Origin of the sequence: Rhodopseudomonas faecalis (assembly GCF_003217325.1) — a bacterium.
GTDB lineage: Bacteria > Pseudomonadota > Alphaproteobacteria > Rhizobiales > Xanthobacteraceae > Rhodopseudomonas > Rhodopseudomonas faecalis.
Genome location: NZ_QJTI01000013.1, coordinates 54,458 through 72,404, shown reverse-complemented (window position 1 = coordinate 72,404; position 17,947 = coordinate 54,458). Strand labels below are relative to the sequence as shown.

The following is a 17,947-nucleotide window of genomic DNA, read 5'->3' as shown; positions in this document are numbered from 1 at the left end:
GGTCCTTTCCGAGAGAGATTAGAGGCCGAGCCCCCGCTTGCGGCCGAAGCTCCAATCGACGCCGCCATCGTCGCGGGCGACGCCAGAGACGTGTTTGCCGAGCTGCTTTTCGAGAGAGGGCGACCAAGGCACGAGCTGGAATCCGAGGCCGTCGCCCAACATGGCGAAGCGGCCGGAGGCGAGTGCGATACGCTGCCGGTAGGTGCCGGCGACATATTCGCCGCCGCCAGCCCGATTGAATGGCTGGCCGGTGTCGGCCGCGAGCTTTTCGCCGACGGCGTCCAACTCGCGACGACGCAGCGTGTCGATCAGACCACGATTGAAGCTGACGCGCTGGCCCTGCCTCTCGCCGAAGCCTTGCGCGACCAGATGATCCGCGCGCCGATCGAGCGCCTGCCGCACCTCAGCGCCGAAGCCGCCCTCGGACAGGGCGGCCGGCTCGCGCGCGATGTTCTGCCGGTCGAGCCAGGTTGCGCCGGTTGCCGTGATCTGGCGATCAATGTCGAGATCGGAGCGCACGGCGATCGCGACGCGGCGCTGGCCTTGCGCATCGTCGAACTTGCGCAGCTCGACGATCGAGCCCGGCGCGCTGTCGCCGGCGGCGTCAAGGTCGGGCAGCTTGATGTGATGGGTGCGGCCGTCGACGCCGTCGACCACGGCGTAGGCCGTGCCCTTCAGCTCGTCATCAAGACCGCGGTCGACCAGCCGGCCGACGATCGGCGTGTCGAGGCTCTCGGCGGCAAGCACATAGCTCGCCGAGCCGCGCTCGATGCCGCGATCCGTCAAAGCCCGGTGCATGCGTTTGATGATGTCGCCGCGCTCGCCGAGTTCGCGCAGGGTCGCCTCAGCCTTCGCGTCGATCGCCCATTGACCGGGGCCGACCTGTTCGGCGAGGCCAAGATTCTCCAGCTTGCGGAGCCGTCCGACCTTCAGTGCGTGAAATTCGTCGGGCCTTGCGTTCGGATCGATGGCCATGTCGACGACGCCCGCGGCATGGCCATCGCGGATGAGCTGGCGGTCAAGCTGCGTGAAGCGCTCGGCGTCGACCTGGCGCTCCAGGCTGCGCTGGATGTCGAGATCAGTGCGCGGCCCCAACTCCTGCGTGATGAGGTCGCGCGCCCGATCGCGCATCCCTTCCTTGATGTAGTCGCGCGAGATGACGAGGTCCTGCCCATCGTCGCGAACACCGCGCACGATCAGGTGGACATGGGGATGCTCGGTGTTCCAGTGATCGACGGCCACCCAGTCGAGCCTGGTGTCGAGATCCTTTTCCACCTGCGTGACGAGATCGCGGGTAAAGGACCGCAGGTCGGCCATGTCGGTCGCATTGTCGGGCGAGACGATGAACCGGAAATGGTGGCGGTCGTCCTGGCACCGCTCCGCGAAGGCCTTTGGATCGGCGTCGTCACCGCCCGGTCCGAAGAGATGGGCTTTCTCTCCATCACGGGTCACGCCCTCGCGGCGCAGATAGTTGAGGTGGGTGGCGAGAGGCGCGGCGCGAGCAGAGTGACGCACGACGCGCGCCTTGATGACGGCGCCACGCGAGCGGGCCGTGAGCAGCCGGTTCGCCTGGATGCTTGCACGTTGTCCGCGCCCGAAGCGCGAGCGGTTTCCCGATGCGATCCGGCCAGAGCGCGAGACGCCGGCTCCGGCCTTCTTCGCCGCGGCGAGAGCCTGCGCGATGAAGGGACGGGCCTGCTGCGCACGAGACGAACGTATGCGGCCTGGCCGGATGCGGAAATCACTGTCGCCGGTCATGGCCGATGCCCCGCGCATCGCGCCAAGCGCAGGAAACCGCAGGAAAATCGGCGTAGCCGCGAGGTGCGAGGAAATCCCGCACCTCGCGAAATCGCCTCATAACCTGTTGAAAAACCACAACCGACCGACGCCGCACCTCGCGGCTTTTTATCCTGCCATCCTCCGGTTGTGGTGCCTGCCTCCCACCTCCGCGCCCTCTTGGACACGCTGGGGTGCGATATGCTGCGAATGCCGCCATCTGCCATCATTGCGGCTCCTCCGAAGAGGCTCGCGCGACGAACAGCCCGTTCGAATGCGGCACGATAGCCGAAACATCGCGCGCCGTGGCCGCAGCCGCGGTGTCATCGGCAGGATGCTCGGCCGGCACGGAAGCGGTGGCTGAAGCGCGATTGGACTGAGCGATGAACAGCGGCGCGCGTGTCCACGCCGATCGGTCGATCGCAGCTATCGCGGTTCGGCTCGTGCCGTCCGAACCGTCGATGATCAGCGCGAGCAAGGCGACGTAGGCGCGTGTTTCCGCCGGCAGCGGCCGGCCGGCGAGCGACGCTTCATAGCGCCTTGGTCCGGCGTTATAGGCCGCGAGAAATCCCGGCGAGCCGTAGCGATCGTGCAGCTCGCGAAGGTACGCCGTGCCCGCGAGGATGTTGTCGCGCGGATCGTAGGGATCGCGGCCGAGGCCATGCCGCGCGCGCAAATCCGCCCAGGTCGCGGGCATGATCTGCATCAGGCCCATCGCACCGGCTGAGGAAACCGCACGCGATTCTCCGGCGCTTTCGGCGCGCATCACCGCCCTGATCCAGGCGATGGGAACGCCAAAGCGGCGCGAGGCCTCGGCGATGTAATCGGCGTAGGTATCGTGCGTCGTCGGTCGATCGACGGGCGCGTCCTGCGCCATCACGACCGCCGGCATCGCGTTCGCAAAGGTAAGGCCGGAAAGGAGAAGGAGAGCCATGCGCCGGGCAGCGCAGCGCGGCCCGGACGCCGTCGAGCGGCTCGTCGGTTGACGGCGAGCAGACATCGCTCAATCCTTCTCGGCGCGATCGCGCGGGCGCGACCAGTGCAGCGACCAAGCCTTGCCGGCATCGTCGTCGCGGAACAGATTGGCGCGGATCGGATGCGGGAATGTCGGATCGTCGATCAGCAGCGCGACGTATTCGCCGGCCTTCTCGCCGGTGCGCTTCCAGGCCGCGCCGATCTCCGGGCCTGTCTCGTTGCTCATGCCGTCAAAGAGGTGAACGCGATAATCTGGCGCGTTCTCCGCGTCAGACGGTTCGGCCGCGATGATGATGATGTCCTGATGCAGTAAGAGCGTCGCGAGGTTTCCGATGAAACCGGCTTCATCGCGTGTGAATTCGCCAATCTGGGGCATGACTTTCTCCTTGGCGGTGAGGTTGGGAAAACCATCGGCGAGCACCGCTCCCGTCGACGGGGAAGCGGTCAGCGCGTCGGCGCTCGCCATTCGAAGCGGCCAGTGCCGTCTTCATCGGTCCACAAGGGAATGGCGCGGCCGATGATCTGGTCCGTCGAGATCAGGCCGAAGTAGCGGCCGTCGAGGCTGTCGCGGATCTGCCAGTTCATCAGGAAGACTTCGCCAGTCTGGACACGGCGGCAGCCCTGCCAGACGGGCAGATCGCGACCGGCGCGATCGCGGTCGAGCGCGGCGCCGACCTCGACACCGTCCACCGTGATGGTGAGGTTCGAGCGGCAAACGGTCTGGCCTGATATGGCGAGGATGCGCTTCATCAGCGGCACGCCATTGGGCAGATAGCCGCGCTCGGCGAGGAACGACGCAAGCGGCTCCGGCGCGTCGACGGCGACCAGATCGGTGACTTCGAACGGCCCGTCGAAATCGACTGTGTAGAGGCCGATCGGCGCGCTGGCCGATGCGTTCCAGACCAGCTTGGTCGGCATCGGCGTGAGGCCGGGATAGCCGACGCCGAGCGCGGCGAGCGTCGTCGCAAGGAGGAGCCCGGCGCGGCTCACGGCTCGGCCCTCCGGCGCAACAGGAAGGCGCGATGATGTTCGAGCGTGTAGGCGCGCGGCTCATGGCCGGCGGCGAGTCGGTTGTGGATGTGCCGCCAGTGATCGGGCGAGACCGCTTCCGGGTCGACGCCAAGGCGCTCGATGGCGTCGATCGCCTGCAGCACCCGCTCGACCTTGGGCCAGCTCTCGACCTTCAGCAGGATGTCGCCGCCTGGCCGCACGAAGGGCAGCGTCTGGTAGGCTTCGCCGCGCGCCACGGCGCGCACGATATCGACGCGCGAGATGATCGTGCCGAAGTCGTTCGACGCCCATCGCACGAAGGCGAAGACTGTGCCGGGGCGGAATGATAGGACGCGCCGCCGACGGTTGAGAATTTGTTCGTGGGCGTGCGTGCCGAAGCGAATCCAGTTCTCGATCTTCTTCTCGACCCAGGTCAGCTCGACATGGGTGAGCGTGTCGTGGGGGAGCGCGGCCGGCGACGGGCCGCCGCGCATGCCGGAGGCCGCGATGCCGGTCATGGCGTGTCTCCTGATGTTGAAGGGAATTCGCGCGCCAGCAACTCGCGCAGCATGTCGGCGACGGTGACGCCGCGCTGGAAGGCGATGATCTTGATCCGCCCCCGCAGCTCCGGCGTGATGTCGATGGTCAGGCGGGCCGTCGCGGCGTCGGCGATCCGCGCAGGTTCGACCTCGGCGGACCTGATCCAGGCGTCGGCATTGGTCGGGCGGGATGCAAAGCCGCTCCGTTCGGATCGCTCGCTCATGGCGCGATCCTTTCGATCTCGGTGACGAGCGCGGCGATCTCGCGCGCGGCGGGACCGTCGTCGTCGATCTCGAAAGCGAGGCGACCGGACTGCGCCGCGTCGGCATAGATGACGCGCTGGCCGATCATGTTGCGCAACACCGGCGGATCGTGATCGGCGAGGATTTCGGCCGTCTCGCGGGCAATCACGGTGCGCGCGCCGCAGCGATTGAGGATGAAGCGGGCGCGCAGCTCGGGCCGGTAGATGCGCGCCTCCGACAGGAGCGTCAGCATCTCGGCCGAGGCCCAGCCATCGAGCGGTGATGGCTGTACCGGGATCAGCACGAGGTCAGCGGCGAGCAGTGCTGAGCGCATCAGCCCGGCGACGCGCGGCGGTCCGTCGATGACGACGTGATCGACGTCGCGCGCCAGCTCGGGCGCCTCGCGATGCAGCGTGTCGCGCGCCAGGCCGACAACGCCGAACAGGCGCGGAAGGCCACCGCGGCTGCGCTGCTGCGACCAGTCGAGCGCGGAGCCCTGCGGGTCGGCGTCGAGCAGCGTGATGCGCTTGCCGCGGCCGGCCCATTCGCCGGCGAGATGCAGCGCCAGCGTCGTCTTGCCGACACCGCCCTTCTGGTTGAGGAGCGCAATGATCATCGCGCACCTCCCGACCGCGGACGAAGCGGCAGTTCAGGTGCGGTTTCCGGCGCGTGCGGCGCTGACGCGCTGACTGATCCGGCGCTCTTCTTCGCGGCTGTGCTGAGGTTGCGGGCGGTGTCGCGGATGAGCTTTTGCACATCGCGGGCGCGCTCTTCAAAGTTAGATTCTTGGTTAGACTCTAAGTTAAGGGCGCGATTCCGGGTTTTGTTTCCGTGGGTTAGACCCTGTTTCGGTTCCCGATAGCACGAGCCTCGGGTTCCCGATGGCACGATAGTCCGGGTTCCCGATAGCACGAGGCTATCCACAGCCGGTCCACAGGCCGGGGACGGCTCGAAGGCGAGCAGAACACGGCCTCCGATCTCCGTTTCTAGGAACAGCGTGTAGCCGGGTAGAGGCTGTCGGCGGATGATGTCGCGCAGCTCGAAGGCGAAGCGCTTGAATGGCGACAGACTGCCAGACTTCTGATGGAGGTGGCGGAAGTCGAACCGCCAGCCGTTACGCTGGCGACCGCCGTGTTTGCGGACCAGGCGATAGAGCCAGCGGTCGAGTCCGCCGGTGAGATCGAAGTAAGCCCGGTCGATGGTCAGCACGAGCGCGTCATCGAGAACCGCGCGATAGAACCAGTCTGGAACGATCAGTTCGATCCCGGCCGGGTTTCCGTCGCGATCCGTCCGCTCCTGCCATTCGTTGATCCAGGAGAAGCGATGTCGCCGGCCTTCGGCAGGCTGCCGGATCGATGTCGAGACGGTGGTCGATTGCAGGCGATCGAGCGCTGCCTTCAGGCGCTGATAGTCGCGCAAGCTGGTGCCGCGTCCGACGAACATGAGGATTTCGTAGGGGGTGGCCGCCATCAGCCGGGAGGTGCGAAGGCCGGCGTCACGAGCCTCGACGATCTGGCTGGCAGCCCAGATGAGGATGTCGGCGTCCCAGATGGTCGCCATGCCGTGGTCTGGCACGGCCTCGACTCGGATCGAGATGTTGCCTGCGGCGAAATCGATCGGGGCGACGCGATGGGATTTCGAGAGGGAAAAAAACGGATAGGCCATGAGATCCTGCGCGTCTCGTGGCGCGAAGTCGCCGGGGAGCGCTCGAAACAGGTCGAGCTGTCCGCGCTCCGAAAGGGACCGGGGTCGCGCCGCCATTCTGAAATCCGGTCAGCGTGCGTAACGGCCGGCATGGGCCGGCGACTGAGGCGTGTGGCGCTTGGCCGGGAGCACGCTGCCGCGCGGATCGGACGTGGAGGTGACGGCGCCGCGCTCCGCCCAGGCCTGAAGGTCGTCGATGGCATAAACGACGCGGCCACCAAGCTTCCGGTAGGCCGGGCCTGTGCCGTAGGTGCGGTGCTTTTCGAGGGTGCGGGCGGAGAGGCTGAGGAATTCAGCCGCTTCCTTGGTGCGCAGGAAGCGCGGCGGCAAAACGGCGAGTTCGGGTCGCATGGATCGGGCCTCCGTGGGTTCGTTGTGGCCGCCGGAAAGCGGCGGGTGACGAAGGCCACGATGGCGAAGCAGGACCGGCGAGATGCAGGGCGAATTCAGGGGGGCCTAAATTCGCCCACCATCATCCAGACAGAAGCTCGCTACGATTGCCGGCGATGACGAAGCAGCGTGCGATAGCCGCCGGCAATCATGGCGCGAGCGTCTCGAAGGAGGGATTTGATGGCATGGCGCGCTGAGGACGCCTGCCACTCGTCGCGATCAAGGGCCGGGGTCCGGAGTACGACCTGCGCGATCTCCTGCTGCGTGGCTCCAGCACGATGACCGTCGAATGCTTGCAGCATCCGGCACGATCGCGCGCGTTGCTGCCGCGTCAGGCGGGTATCGGGAGGTATGGCGCGTCCATGCAGGGCGGCCAGCAGGCGGGCGACGGACTCAAGCCGGTCGAAGCCTTCCAGGCTGAGTGGGATGAAGGCGCCGAGCGGTTTGGCAGGTCGTGTCGCGGAGGGATGAACAAGCTCCACGCGCTGGCCGTTGCCCAGGTCGAAAACCAGATAGGTCCCGCCATCAGCGTCAACGCTTGTCGCGGCGTAGATCGCTGGCTGCTGGTCAGCGTCTACGGACAGAATATCGGGCGGCGCGCCAAGGACGACGACGCTTGTATCGTCCTGGGGAAGCCAGATCAGCCGCGCTTCGGTCGGAGCCTGCATCGGGTCCACCGGGAAATCGCAACCCCCACCGCTGCCCGATCTTTTCGCTCAGCGCGCGTGGATCTCCTGTGCCGTCGGCCAGCGCTCGAAAATCCCTGTCGTAGGATTCGTTGCGGCGCAGCCATTCCCACGCGACGTCGGACGCAGTCATGTCCGCAACATGCGTATAGCGTATCAATGAGCGCCAGCCGGAAGCATCTGGTGTCATTGCGATCCTCCCTTAGTCCTTGAACTTGTGGGAGAGTCAGAATTCCCGGTTGGGTTGTTCGGCGGAAGTCAGGGCACCGGCAAAGGGTGATGCCGAAACGGCATCGCGGTGATCACTGCGCCGTGCGAACCAACTCGCGATAGCCCTGCTCAGTCATCCACTTCGCCCGGGCGAGGTGCGTGTCATGGACCTGGCGGCAACGTTGCGGTTCGCGTGCCGGATCGAGGCCAAAGAGAATCTGGACGGCTTCGCGCCAATCGGCGCCGTCGCGCGAGGAATCGAGCAAGCGCAGATAGAGAACCATATGCTCACGGTCATAGGCCGTGAGCGTTTGGCTGATCGGGGGTTCGTCGAGAAACGGCTGCATCGCGGATTCCATCAGACGACTATATTCGCGCGTAAGGCATTCGTTAACACTTGCCGCTGGCATTGCAGTGCCAATGCGCGATCAAGAGTGTGTCGGATGCGGCTGGATCGCAGTCACCGCCTTGCTGGCCGATCGTCCCGGTCATGAAGCAGCAGTACCCCTTCGCCCTTATCGGTAGAAAGCAGAACGATGCCTGCTGCCTCGAGCGCCCTGCGAACCTGATCACGCGTCGTTTCGTACACCTCCAATCCGCTTTCGGACTCGAGGCGCTTGAGCGCTGTCAGCGATGTCCGGGCCTTGTCAGCGAGCGTCTCCTGCGTCCAACCCAGCAACGCGCGCGCGGCCCGCGATTGTCGGGCGGTGATCATGCATGATCACCTCCCACCGACGCGAACGCACTTGCTAGAACTACGACTATAATAGTCGCTCTTGGTGCTGCTGGCGAGGAGATTCGACGGCATTCTCATGACACCGACCTCGGAGCGGCAGGGTTGATTCGGCCCAGCGCGAGAAGGCCCCGGCCGATCCGGCCGGGGCCTTGGTTGGGGCTCAGTCGCCCCGCCGACTGTTCGGGCGGGACCAGATGAGGGAGAAGGTGTCGCCTTCCTCGTCGTCGAAGAGGTTGGCGTAGATCGGGGCGTTGAAGCTCGGATCGTCGAGCTTGAGGCCCAGATAGTCGCGACCCTCGTTGGAGCGCTTGGACCAGGCGGCGCCGATTTCGGCGCGGCCGACCAGAACCCGGTGGCTGGGGGCGTTTTCGCCGGTGGCGCGGGTGTCGGGGACGATGCGCACGCCCTTGGCCTTGACGCTGAGGGTGACGATTTCGCCGGTGAACTCGTTCGAGCCGGTCTTCTTGAAGGTGCCGATGGTCGCCATGGTAATTCTCCGTTTTCCGTTCCCGAGACCGCACCATGCGGCCTCGATGGCGATCGGTGGGCCGGAGGCGACCGACGACGCATCGCTTGCGACCGAAGCAAAGCGGAGGACGGCACAGGATCGACTTTGTTGTCTCGCGAGGAATGACGGCCATCCCGGGGTCCCCATGCAGCTTGCTGCATGGGGTGGGTGCCGGCAGGGGAAGAAAGTCGAGACGCGCCGTTGCGGCATAGGCGGTCGAGGCGTCAGCCGTCCTTCGGCCAGATCAGCCCATTGGAGAGGCCGTTTGGAGCGCTCGCTGAACGGATGGCAGACGGAGATGTGGCGACCATTCTCGCCTGAAACCGGCCGCAACGCGGTTTCCGCAGATCTCACTCCGTGTCCGTGGCGCAGGCGTCCGCCTTCCTCGCTTGTGCTCCGCCCGAAACGACCCACCCGATCCCGTTCGTTCGGGTTGCGCCGATCGGCCTGCGGGTGTTTACGAGCGCCACATGGCTGCGGTCATCGGCCTATTCGACGATGCAGCCCACCGCCGCACTGTGCCGACACCCTTTGAGACGGGACGGTGCCAATCGCCTCGTCTGATCCGCCGTGTCGAGCTGTGCGATCAAGCCCGAGCAAGGCCTCGGCCGGATTGGTCGTCGCCTGCCATTCCGACGATGCGAAGAAATGCCGCGATGCCGACGGCAACCGCGCCGATGATGGAGAATGCGATTTGCCAGCCCTCGGAAGGCATGAAGTGTTTCGCGATGCCGTGGGTGGCGTGATAGCCGGCAACAACGGCTGGAGCGACGAAGATGAGCGCGATCGCCAGCTTCGCCCAGAGCGGGCGAACGGTTCCGAGCAAAAGCTGGCCAGCTCCGAAGGTGAAACCTGCGGCCAGCGCACCGACGAGAATGGCGCCAAGCCAGCCTGCGCCGGAACTCATGGCCCACATGCCTGCGTTCACACCGACAAAGAATGGAAGCGCGAAAACGGCGAGCGTGAAGAGCAACCAGCAAAGGAAGCCGATTGCTACCATGCAGACGAGAATGCCGAGAATAATCATGGTGGTGTCTCCGATAGCAAAGCTCTAACGGCTGCGCCTTCCACCACCACCGCGGCGCAACGCAGAGCATAGCAAAAGATGAGTGCCGGCGGGAGCGAAAACCGCAGAGGTTTTCGCGTCGGCGGACACGATCTTCGCCTCGTCATGAGGCGAAGGGGTCGATTTCGCCGACGATCTCGGCGTCATCGCCATCGTATTCGGTGGCGGGGACGACTGAGAGCGTGCCGTCGCCGGCGCGGAAGATCACGATGGCGACCATCAGGGTAGCGGCGAGGCTGAAGGCGAAGGCATGTGCGTCGGGGAAGGACATCGATCCGGCTCCTGCTGGGGCGGAGGACCATCCCCCGCTGACAGGCGCCCGATGTGTTCGGCCGATGGCCGCAATCACCGTGCTGGCGAAGCCGGCGCGGCGGCACGCTATGCGTAGTCCGACCCTTTACGGGTTGATGGCGTCAGGCCATCGGCCGGACCAAGGATCAGCGATATGAAGCGGGGGTGGTTCGCCTCACTCAGGAGCCGGGGAGCAGTATGCGCAGCCCGCGACCGCAGCCTTGTACAGCCTCCGTTGCTCCAGGGGGTCGTTGAGTTCTGCCGGGTGAGAATGATCGACTATCCAGTCCGGTGGAATATCTGTGCGTAAACAAAACGAGAAGTCGATCGGCGCGTGCCAATCGGGCTGATTGCAGGCCCTTCGTGTCCATTCGGCGAGAAGCTTTGCAGAGAGTTCCCGCAACGTGCCGGGCGTTGCGACACGAAGCGGAAGGTCGATTTCGAGAAGCGTCGGAGCGCCGGATTTCAGGAGGACTTTTCTCCCGGTCGAGCCGAGGACCGCAGCGATCCACTCGCTGCCATAGATCAGATAATGTGCAGCATGTTTGAGGAGGAACGTGTCTTCGGCGACAACATAGAGCCTGCCAATATCGAGCGTGTTGTCGATCTCGGCAATTGCTGCATCCAATCGCGGAGCAAACCAGTTGAGTTCCTGATTCTGCTCAACGATCGAGCGCAGTCTTGCGGTCATATGAGCGCGATCGTGAACAAGAAGCCCTTCGCGGAAGTAGCTGCCGGCATCATCCGTTCGGCAACCATGGTAGGTCCGCAGCGTTGCACGATCCAACACGTCCGCGAGCTGATCGGTATGATAATCGATATCGGCGAGCAGGCAGCGTCCAAGCACATCGCGCCACTCGAAATCGTCCCAGCATAGGTCGCGAAAGCGGCCGGGCTTTAGTCGCCTGAAGCCATCTCTTCGAAAGTGAGGAAGCAGCCAAGCAGTAAGCTGAGGCACCCAGGTCTCTGGTTGCTTCCAGACGAAATGATGCCGCCGCCAGATGTTATCATCGCCTTTGGACAACGCTGCGGCGGGTTGAAGTAATAGTTCTACACTCGAATCAAGATCATACATCGTATGATCACTATGTCGGAAAGTGCCTCGTGATGTGAAGCGGCGGCGCTCACGCGCCGCCGAATTTCCAAACCGGGATGCCGAGCTTCTTCGCCTTGTCGGCGAGGTTGTCGTTGATGCCCGTGCCGGGGAAGTGCACCACGCCCTTCGGCACGATGTCGAGCATTGCGTCGTTACGTTTGAACGGCGCTGCGCGGCCATGCTTCGTCCAGTCGGGTGCAAAGCCGATCTGCGGGACATTGCGGTTCTTCGCCCAGAGAGAGGCGATCTTTTCGGCGCCCTTCGGGGATTTGCCGTGGATCAGCACCATGTCGGGGTGCTTTTCGTGGACCTGATCGAGTTTGGCCCAGATCAGCCGATGGTCATTGAAGTCCAGTCCGCCGGTGACGACGATCTTCGGGCCGGGCGGAAGAAGGACTTCCTGTTCGGCGCGTTTGCGGGCCATCAGGAAGTCGCGGCTGTCGATCATCGCCGAGGTGAGGTTGCGATGGTTGACCTTTGAGCCGGTGCGAGGGAGCCACGGCTTGCCGATCTGGCGTTCGTAGTGCTCGGCGGCCTGGTCGCGCATCAGCTCGAAAGCGTTCTGCCGTTCGATGAGAGTCTTGCCCTCGGCGATCTGGCGCTCGAGTTCGACCGACTTCACCTCGCTGCCGTCCTGCTGCCGCTGCGAGCGTTTTTGCGCCTGCTCGTTGTCGTCGAGTTCGCGCGCGATCCGTTCGGTGGCGCGGTGGAAGACGTTGACTGTCGACCAGAGGAGATCGTCGAGGTCGGGTTCGAGGCGGGTGTCTTCCAGGGTCGAGATCAGGGCGTCGAAGATGTCGGCGATTGCGCCCGCGACCTGATTGCCGTCTGGCAGGAAACGCTGGTCCGGCTCGTCGGCGAAGGGGCGGTAGCCGTGGAGCTGGAGTTCGTTGAGGACGTGATCGGTGGGTGACGATTCGTGGTGGGGTTCGTAGTCGTCGTGCTCGCTCATGGGATGCTCCCTTGGTTGGACCGCGACCGTCGCGGCCTTCATGGCGACGGAGCCCACGGGCGGAGCGGACCTGCACCCGGCGCGCGCGCCGGGCCGGAGCAAGGCGGAGGATGGCGGAGGCCGGCTATTTTGTTTCGCGATGGAAAGGCGGCCTCGGCCGCCGCCGGAAAATAGCTGGCCGTAGGCATTGCCTGTCCGAACCGCTTGTGGGCCGATCGCCCTCTCGAAGGCCGAGGCGCGGTCCTCTCCAAGGGACCGTGCATCCGTGCGAGCATAATGGCGGCCGCGCGCCGCCGCCGTTCAGCCGCCGATCTATGCCGCCAGCAGCATGAAGCGGGCGACGTCCTGCGGGGCGAGCTGCACCCGGATATGCGCCATCAGCGCGTCACGACCGTAGGTGCGGAGATCCTCGTTGAAGTCCCCGAGCATGGGTGACAGGGTAATCGCTTCGACCCCGACGCCGTTCGCCCGTTCGATCAGCGTGTTCCTCGCACCGTCTCCGGCGCGATCATTGTCGCGGACGACATAGAGCCGGCGCAGTGCATCGTGGAACTGGATGGCAGCGAGGTGCGCCGCGGAGAGTGCCGCCGCCGCCGACATGCCGGGCATGACCTCACGGGCCGATAGCACGCTTTCGATCCCTTCGCCGGCCGCCAGCACGTCGCTGGAGAGCCCGAAGCGGACCGTGTGCCCAAGAAGGTCGCCCATCGCCTTGCGCTGGATGTCGATCGGCGCCTTGCCTGAACCGTCGGGCGCGAGCCAGGTCCGATGCGCGCCGGTGATCCTGTCGGCGAGATCGGTGACGGCGGCGACCATGGCCGGCCAGGTCTCGGTCGGGCTGTGCTCGTCGGGTCGATAGTAGCACCGGGAATGGAAGCGCAGGCTTCCGCATCCGTGCAGAGCCGTAATGCCGCGTCCATGTAAATACGCCTCTACGAGCGTCCCGCCGATCGGCTGACACATGGCGACGAGCCGCCGTGCGGCCTCGGCAGACCCCGATGGTGCTGGCGTGCGCGCGTGCTGCCTCAGTTGCGGTTCGGGATCGGGCGGCATGCTGAGGAACAGGCGGGCCTCCTCGGCAACGTCGGCGAAGTCGATGAGGCCGAGCGATTCACGGATCACGTCGAGCAGATCGCCATGCTCGCCGGTCGCAGCGTCCGTCCACTTGCCGGCGGGGCCTTTCGCGGTGTCCTTCAGGCGCACGAACATGGACTTGCCCGGCGTGTTGCGAACATCGCCAACCTGCCAATAGTTGCCCTGTCGGCGGCCAGCAGCGAGATAGCGTTTGCATACCGCCTCGGCCTGACGGCCGAGACGGGATGCGAGATCGGAAGCGTCGTGGCGGGCCATTACGCGGCCTCCCGCTCGCCGATGCGCGCCACCGGATAGGTGTCGAGCAGCTTGGCGAGCACGGTCGGCCCCGTGCTGTCGATCGGCACGAAGAACCGCAGCGACCAGGAGATGATCTCGGTGAAGAGGCCATAGGCGCGAAGGCGGTCCCGCATCGCTTCGGTGAAGCCGGACAGTTCGATGCGGTTGGCGCCCATGACGCGCACGCGACGGAGCTGAAGTCCCTCGGCGAGGTCGAGAATCGTCCGCCCGTCGATCAAAGCCGCATAGGCGTCGTCGGCCGACAGGTTGGTCGTGCCGGTCGAAGCGGCGTTCGCGGCCCAGGCCGGGGAGACGCGGCGACCGATGATGCGCTCGCCATCGTCGGTCTGAAGCCGATAAACCCGCGTCGACTCGTTCGGCAGGCGCTTCCATACCGGCAGCAGCAATCCCGCGACGATGTGGATGGTGCTTTCGCTGAAGGTGGGCACATCGCCGAGTTCGCTGGACCATGCTGCGGCGAAGGTGCTGCGATCGGCCTCCCGCCAATGGCTTTCCGCCATCGACTTCAGCGAAGCATGATGATGCTCCATAGGGCGGATCAGCCGAACGCGGCGCTCGATCTCGCCGTCGTCGAGCATGAGCGATGGCGCCGGGATCTGCACGGCGGCTCGCCCGGATCGTTCGTTCATCAGCAGCTTTGCGCCACGATCATCAAGCCAGCCGAGCGCGTCGTCGAGCGACAGCGGACGATTGCGGGTCCGCTGGGTGATGGTCAGCAGTCGGGTCTGCGCACCGGATGCCGGGTGGGTGTAGATGGTCGTGCGATCGGTGACGACGAAGCTCTCCGCCGTCAGGGTTTCGAGGCCGACGTCGTAGACGCCGCTGGCGATCGCGCCCGACACCTTCGCATCGAGAAGCTGTTCGAAGGCGGTGAAGAGGATGCTCTGCAGCTCGATCGTGAGCGCCAGCAGCCGATTGAGGAATGTCGTGATCGGCGGCAGTTCGTCCTTGATGCCGTTGTCGTCCATCAGCTTGAGGCCGGTGGCGGTTTCGAAGCGATGGAGCGAGCAGCCTTCGATCTTCCCGCGCACGATCAGGAGATAGAGCTGGCGTAGCGCGTCGCGGGCGTAGCAGGATTCCAGATTGTCCTCCGGCCGGAATAGGCCCTGGCCGCCTGTCTGGCGCTGCCCGCGCGTGATAGCGCCGAGCGTATCGAGCCGGCGCGCGATCGTGCTGAGGAAGCGCTTTTCCGCTTTCACGTCGGTCGCGATTGGGCGGAACAAGGGCGGCTGCGCCTGGTTCGTGCGGTTGGTGCGGCCCAGCCCCTGGATCGCCGCGTCGGCTTTCCAGCCCGGTTCGAGCAGGTAATGCACGCGCAGCCGCTGGTTCCTCGCCGACAGCTCTGCATGGTAGCTGCGGCCGGTGCCGCCCGCATCCGAGAAGATGAGGATGCGCTTCAGATCGTCCATGAAGGCGGCCGTCTCGGCGAGGTTGGCCGATGGCGCGCGGTTCTCCACGGCCAGACGATCGCCCTTGCGGACAATCCGCCGCGAGCGGCCCGTCACCTCTGCGACCATATCGGTGCCGAAGCGCTGCACGATCTGGTCGAGCGCGCCCGGCACGGGTGGAAGCGACGCAAGGCGCTCGATCAGCTCGTCGCGGCGCGCGACGGCTTCGCGGCTCTCGACGGGTCGGCCGTCGCGATAGAGCGGGCGAGACGACAGATTACCCTCGCCATCGGTGAACGGCTCATGGAGCTGCACCGGGAAGGAATGGGCGAGATAATCGAGAACATATTCGCGCGGCGTGATGTCGACGCGCACGTCGTTCCATTCCTCGGTCGGGATCTCGGCCAGGCGACGTTCCATTAGGGCTTCGCCGGTCGACACGATCTGCACAACGGCGGCATGGCCGGCCGCCAGGTCGTGCTCGATCGAGCCGATCAGGGTCGGCGTCTTCATCGACGTCAGCAGATGCCCGAAGAAGCGTTGTTTCGCGGCTTCGAAGGCCGAGCGGGCGGCGGACTTAGCCTGCCGGTTCAACGTCCCGGTCGAGCCCGTGATGTTGGCCGCCTCCATCGCCGCATCGAGGTGGTTATGGATGATGGCGAAGGCGCCGGCATAGGCGTCGTAGATGCGGCGTTGTTCGTCGGTGAGCTGGTGTTCGACCAGTTCATATTCCACACCGTCGTAGGAGAGCGAGCGGGCGGTGTAGAGTCCGAGCGAACGCAGGTCGCGCGCCAACACCTCCATCGCCGCGACACCGCCATCCTCGATGGCCTCGACGAATTCGGCGCGCGTGGCGAAGGGGAAATCGTCTCCGCCCCAGAGGCCAAGCCGCTGGGCATAGGCGAGATTATGGACGGTGGTCGCGCCGGTGGCCGAGACATAGACGACGCGGGCATTCGGCAGGGCGTGCTGAAGCCGGAGGCCAGCGCGACCTTGCTGCGAGGCGGCGACGTCGCCCCGTTCTCCCTTGCCGCCGCCGGCGTTCTGCATCGCGTGGCTCTCGTCGAAAATGATCACTCCGTCGAAATCGGAGCCCAACCATTCGACGATCTGTCGGACGCGCGAAACCTTCTCGCCTCGGTCGTCGGAGCGTAGCGTGGCGTAGGTTGCAAATAGGACGGCTTCCGAGAGCGCGATGGGCTTGCCCTGCGGGAAGCGCGACAGCGGCGTGACCAGCAGGCGCTCCATGCCGAGCGCGGACCAATCGCGTTGTGCGTCCTCGATCAGCTTGTCGGACTTGCTGACCCAGACCGCCTTGCGCCGGCCCTGGAGCCAATTGTCGAGAATGATGCCCGCCGACTGGCGGCCCTTTCCGGCGCCGGTGCCGTCGCCGAGCATGAAACCGCGGCGGAAGCGAACGGTGTCGGCCGTGTCGGCGGGCGCAGCCTTCACGACATCGAAGGTCTCGTCGACCGTCCACGAACCGGCGAGATAGTCACCGTGCGCCTCGCCGGCGTAGATCACGGTCTCAAGCTGGGCATCGGATAGCAGGCGGAGAATGTTCGCCGGGAGGGTCGGCCGATAGCTCGGCTTCGGCGGCGCGATGCTCGCCATCGCGGCAGACTGGACGAGCTTGGTCGGATGCGCCTGAGCGCCGGGAATACGGATCGACTGCAATCCGTATTCTTCATAGATCGCGTCGGTCAGATGCGCGCTCTCCGCCGGCGTCCAGTCCACGGTTTCATAGGCGAGCGCGATACCGGAGGGATCGGCGGCGACCGATGCGGGCAAGCGCGAGGATGCCGCGCGGGCGGTATAGCCGCGCACGGATTTCGGGGGTGCGACTGCTACCGGTGCGGAGATCGCCGGCAGGTTGACGGGCGAGCGAGTCGGTATGTCGCGCTCGATCCAACCGAGCAACGTAGCAACATCGGGCGCCATGCCGGGCGACGCCGGAAAGGTTGCCGGGTCGTCGGCGGGCAGCTTGTCGATGACGGTCAGCCTGGTGGGGAACGTGGTGCCGTGCTTGGCATAGATCGAGCCGGCGATCGCAGCGGTGAAGACGACACGACCGCGCTCTTGCAGGCCGACGAACGCATCGCGCCAATCCGGCAGGTCCGGACCGACATTGGCGCCGGTGATCGCCACGAGCCGGCCGCCGGGCGCAAGGCGGTTCAGCGCTGAGGCGATATGGCGAAACCCGGCGTCGGCTACGCGGCCAGAGACATTGGCCATCGCTGAGAACGGCGGGTTCATCAGCACGACGCTGGGGATCGCTGCGGGATCGAGGTGATCGTCGATCTGCGCGGCGTCGAAGCGCGTGACGGTCAAGGCCGGAAAGAGAGAAGCGAGAAGATCGGCGCGGATCTCGGCCAGTTCATTGAGGATCAACGACCCGCCGGCCGTCGATGCCAGGATGGCGAGCAGGCCGGTGCCGGCCGAAGGTTCCAGCACGCGGTCGGTCGGCGCAACCGACGCGGCCGTGAGCGCGGCGAGACCCAAAGGGATCGGCGTCGAGAATTGCTGAAGCGCCTGCGATTCCTCGGAGCGACGGGTATGTGTCGGCAGGAGCCCGGTGATTTTCGACAACGTGGAAAGCCGCGCTGCCGGAGATGCGGATTTACGGAAAAGAGCCTTTCCGTATTTGCGTAGGAAAAGGACGGTTGCGGCCTCGCAGGCTTCATAGGCCGTTTTCCACGTCCAGGCGCCGGACGTGTCCGATGCGCCGAATGCCGTCTCGAGCGCAGCACGCAAGGTTGTGGCATCGATCCGCGCGCCGCGTTCTAGATGGGGGAGGAGTAGATTGGCGGCCGCCAGGATTGCTGCGGCGGGGTTGGCGCTGGAGGCGAGCGGCGGCGTCGCAGCGGGCTCGCCGGCGATGGGAAGCATGATGTTCATGTCGAGAACCTCGGGAGAGCGGAAAACGGGCAAGCCCGCGCGGCGCTCTCTCTCGAACCACCCGGACTCGCCTCGTCCCGGCCGGCCTCTTCCTCTCAGGGGCCTGA

At 65.5% G+C, this 17,947-nt stretch carries 20 protein-coding genes; all 20 read right to left on the bottom strand.

Annotated elements, in window-relative coordinates:
* Positions 1-18 precede the first annotated feature (18 nt).
* Complete coding sequence (locus tag BJ122_RS11855; protein WP_110781222.1) at positions 19-1,758, bottom strand: relaxase/mobilization nuclease domain-containing protein; 1,740 nt, start codon at positions 1,756-1,758, stop codon at positions 19-21.
* A 244-nt stretch (positions 1,759-2,002) separates the two neighbouring features.
* Positions 2,003-2,776 carry a lytic transglycosylase domain-containing protein gene (locus tag BJ122_RS11850; protein WP_110781221.1) on the bottom strand — a complete coding sequence of 258 codons (774 nt, stop codon included), beginning with the start codon at positions 2,774-2,776 and terminating at the stop codon, positions 2,003-2,005.
* A gap of 3 nt (positions 2,777-2,779) precedes the next feature.
* Positions 2,780-3,127: a DUF736 domain-containing protein gene (locus BJ122_RS11845; protein WP_110781253.1), complete on the bottom strand. Its 348-nt coding sequence runs from the start codon at positions 3,125-3,127 to the stop codon at positions 2,780-2,782.
* 68 nt (positions 3,128-3,195) lie between these two features.
* On the bottom strand, positions 3,196-3,741 hold the full coding sequence (locus tag BJ122_RS11840) for a S26 family signal peptidase (protein ID WP_110781220.1): 546 nt from the start codon (positions 3,739-3,741) through the stop codon (positions 3,196-3,198).
* Positions 3,738-4,259, bottom strand: a complete 522-nt coding sequence (locus tag BJ122_RS11835; protein WP_110781219.1) for a DUF2840 domain-containing protein — start codon at positions 4,257-4,259, stop codon at positions 3,738-3,740. Before BJ122_RS11835 ends, BJ122_RS11840 begins: the two co-directional genes overlap by 4 nt.
* The gene (locus BJ122_RS11830) at positions 4,256-4,504 is read right to left on the bottom strand and encodes a ribbon-helix-helix protein (RefSeq protein WP_110781218.1); all 249 of its coding nucleotides are present in this window, start codon (positions 4,502-4,504) and stop codon (positions 4,256-4,258) included. The genes BJ122_RS11835 and BJ122_RS11830 overlap by 4 nt, the downstream gene beginning before the upstream one ends.
* Positions 4,501-5,139, bottom strand: coding sequence for a ParA family partition ATPase (parA, locus tag BJ122_RS11825; RefSeq protein ID WP_110781217.1), 639 nt, complete (start codon positions 5,137-5,139; stop codon positions 4,501-4,503). The genes BJ122_RS11830 and parA overlap by 4 nt, the downstream gene beginning before the upstream one ends.
* Positions 5,136-6,284 carry a replication initiator protein A gene (locus tag BJ122_RS11820; RefSeq protein ID WP_110781216.1) on the bottom strand — a complete coding sequence of 383 codons (1,149 nt, stop codon included), beginning with the start codon at positions 6,282-6,284 and terminating at the stop codon, positions 5,136-5,138. The genes parA and BJ122_RS11820 overlap by 4 nt, the downstream gene beginning before the upstream one ends.
* Before the next feature lie 12 nt (positions 6,285-6,296).
* Positions 6,297-6,578, bottom strand: a complete 282-nt coding sequence (locus tag BJ122_RS11815; RefSeq protein WP_110781215.1) for a helix-turn-helix transcriptional regulator — start codon at positions 6,576-6,578, stop codon at positions 6,297-6,299.
* Between the two features lie 140 nt (positions 6,579-6,718).
* Entirely contained in the window at positions 6,719-7,285 is a 567-nt protein-coding gene (locus tag BJ122_RS11810; protein ID WP_110781214.1) for a DUF2285 domain-containing protein, read from the bottom strand.
* Entirely contained in the window at positions 7,185-7,493 is a 309-nt protein-coding gene (locus BJ122_RS19625; protein ID WP_110781252.1) for a transcriptional regulator domain-containing protein, read from the bottom strand. The genes BJ122_RS11810 and BJ122_RS19625 overlap by 101 nt, the downstream gene beginning before the upstream one ends.
* Before the next feature lie 112 nt (positions 7,494-7,605).
* Positions 7,606-7,923 (bottom strand): DNA -binding domain-containing protein, encoded by a 318-nt coding sequence (locus tag BJ122_RS11800; protein WP_430694779.1) that lies wholly within the window; start codon positions 7,921-7,923, stop codon positions 7,606-7,608.
* A gap of 50 nt (positions 7,924-7,973) precedes the next feature.
* Positions 7,974-8,228, bottom strand: a complete 255-nt coding sequence (locus BJ122_RS11795; RefSeq protein ID WP_110781212.1) for a helix-turn-helix domain-containing protein — start codon at positions 8,226-8,228, stop codon at positions 7,974-7,976.
* Positions 8,229-8,409: 181 nt separating this feature from the next.
* On the bottom strand, positions 8,410-8,736 hold the full coding sequence (locus tag BJ122_RS11790) for a DUF736 domain-containing protein (RefSeq protein WP_110781211.1): 327 nt from the start codon (positions 8,734-8,736) through the stop codon (positions 8,410-8,412).
* A 607-nt stretch (positions 8,737-9,343) separates the two neighbouring features.
* Complete coding sequence (locus BJ122_RS11785) at positions 9,344-9,784, bottom strand: hypothetical protein (protein ID WP_110781210.1); 441 nt, start codon at positions 9,782-9,784, stop codon at positions 9,344-9,346.
* 142 nt (positions 9,785-9,926) lie between these two features.
* Positions 9,927-10,094, bottom strand: coding sequence for a hypothetical protein (locus BJ122_RS19285; RefSeq protein WP_181418944.1), 168 nt, complete (start codon positions 10,092-10,094; stop codon positions 9,927-9,929).
* Between the two features lie 195 nt (positions 10,095-10,289).
* A complete protein-coding gene (locus BJ122_RS19025; protein WP_146227185.1) occupies positions 10,290-11,189 on the bottom strand; it encodes a hypothetical protein in 900 nt (299 codons plus the stop codon).
* Between the two features lie 49 nt (positions 11,190-11,238).
* Positions 11,239-12,162: a DUF2493 domain-containing protein gene (locus tag BJ122_RS11770; protein WP_110781207.1), complete on the bottom strand. Its 924-nt coding sequence runs from the start codon at positions 12,160-12,162 to the stop codon at positions 11,239-11,241.
* Positions 12,163-12,474: 312 nt separating this feature from the next.
* Positions 12,475-13,512, bottom strand: a complete 1,038-nt coding sequence (locus BJ122_RS11765; RefSeq protein ID WP_110781206.1) for a DUF7146 domain-containing protein — start codon at positions 13,510-13,512, stop codon at positions 12,475-12,477.
* Positions 13,512-17,840: a strawberry notch family protein gene (locus tag BJ122_RS11760; RefSeq protein ID WP_110781205.1), complete on the bottom strand. Its 4,329-nt coding sequence runs from the start codon at positions 17,838-17,840 to the stop codon at positions 13,512-13,514. The genes BJ122_RS11765 and BJ122_RS11760 overlap by 1 nt, the downstream gene beginning before the upstream one ends.
* Positions 17,841-17,947 lie beyond the last annotated feature (107 nt).

What these genes read in the sequence shown, in the direction of transcription:
- BJ122_RS11800 (WP_430694779.1), bottom strand. Translation starts at nt 7,923, where the DNA reads ATGCCAGCGGCAAGTGTTAACGAATGCCTTACGCGCGAATATAGTCGT.
- BJ122_RS11835 (WP_110781219.1), bottom strand. Translation starts at nt 4,259, where the DNA reads ATGACCGGCATCGCGGCCTCCGGCATGCGCGGCGGCCCGTCGCCGGCC.
- BJ122_RS11770 (WP_110781207.1), bottom strand. Translation starts at nt 12,162, where the DNA reads ATGAGCGAGCACGACGACTACGAACCCCACCACGAATCGTCACCCACC.
- BJ122_RS11765 (WP_110781206.1), bottom strand. Translation starts at nt 13,512, where the DNA reads ATGGCCCGCCACGACGCTTCCGATCTCGCATCCCGTCTCGGCCGTCAG.
- BJ122_RS19625 (WP_110781252.1), bottom strand. Translation starts at nt 7,493, where the DNA reads ATGACACCAGATGCTTCCGGCTGGCGCTCATTGATACGCTATACGCAT.
- BJ122_RS11790 (WP_110781211.1), bottom strand. Translation starts at nt 8,736, where the DNA reads ATGGCGACCATCGGCACCTTCAAGAAGACCGGCTCGAACGAGTTCACC.
- BJ122_RS11785 (WP_110781210.1), bottom strand. Translation starts at nt 9,784, where the DNA reads ATGATTATTCTCGGCATTCTCGTCTGCATGGTAGCAATCGGCTTCCTT.
- BJ122_RS11845 (WP_110781253.1), bottom strand. Translation starts at nt 3,127, where the DNA reads ATGCCCCAGATTGGCGAATTCACACGCGATGAAGCCGGTTTCATCGGA.
- BJ122_RS11815 (WP_110781215.1), bottom strand. Translation starts at nt 6,578, where the DNA reads ATGCGACCCGAACTCGCCGTTTTGCCGCCGCGCTTCCTGCGCACCAAG.
- BJ122_RS11855 (WP_110781222.1), bottom strand. Translation starts at nt 1,758, where the DNA reads ATGACCGGCGACAGTGATTTCCGCATCCGGCCAGGCCGCATACGTTCG.
- BJ122_RS19025 (WP_146227185.1), bottom strand. Translation starts at nt 11,189, where the DNA reads ATGTATGATCTTGATTCGAGTGTAGAACTATTACTTCAACCCGCCGCA.
- BJ122_RS11820 (WP_110781216.1), bottom strand. Translation starts at nt 6,284, where the DNA reads ATGGCGGCGCGACCCCGGTCCCTTTCGGAGCGCGGACAGCTCGACCTG.
- BJ122_RS11850 (WP_110781221.1), bottom strand. Translation starts at nt 2,776, where the DNA reads ATGTCTGCTCGCCGTCAACCGACGAGCCGCTCGACGGCGTCCGGGCCG.
- BJ122_RS11760 (WP_110781205.1), bottom strand. Translation starts at nt 17,840, where the DNA reads ATGAACATCATGCTTCCCATCGCCGGCGAGCCCGCTGCGACGCCGCCG.
- parA (WP_110781217.1), bottom strand. Translation starts at nt 5,139, where the DNA reads ATGATCATTGCGCTCCTCAACCAGAAGGGCGGTGTCGGCAAGACGACG.
- BJ122_RS11830 (WP_110781218.1), bottom strand. Translation starts at nt 4,504, where the DNA reads ATGAGCGAGCGATCCGAACGGAGCGGCTTTGCATCCCGCCCGACCAAT.
- BJ122_RS11810 (WP_110781214.1), bottom strand. Translation starts at nt 7,285, where the DNA reads ATGCAGGCTCCGACCGAAGCGCGGCTGATCTGGCTTCCCCAGGACGAT.
- BJ122_RS19285 (WP_181418944.1), bottom strand. Translation starts at nt 10,094, where the DNA reads ATGTCCTTCCCCGACGCACATGCCTTCGCCTTCAGCCTCGCCGCTACC.
- BJ122_RS11795 (WP_110781212.1), bottom strand. Translation starts at nt 8,228, where the DNA reads ATGATCACCGCCCGACAATCGCGGGCCGCGCGCGCGTTGCTGGGTTGG.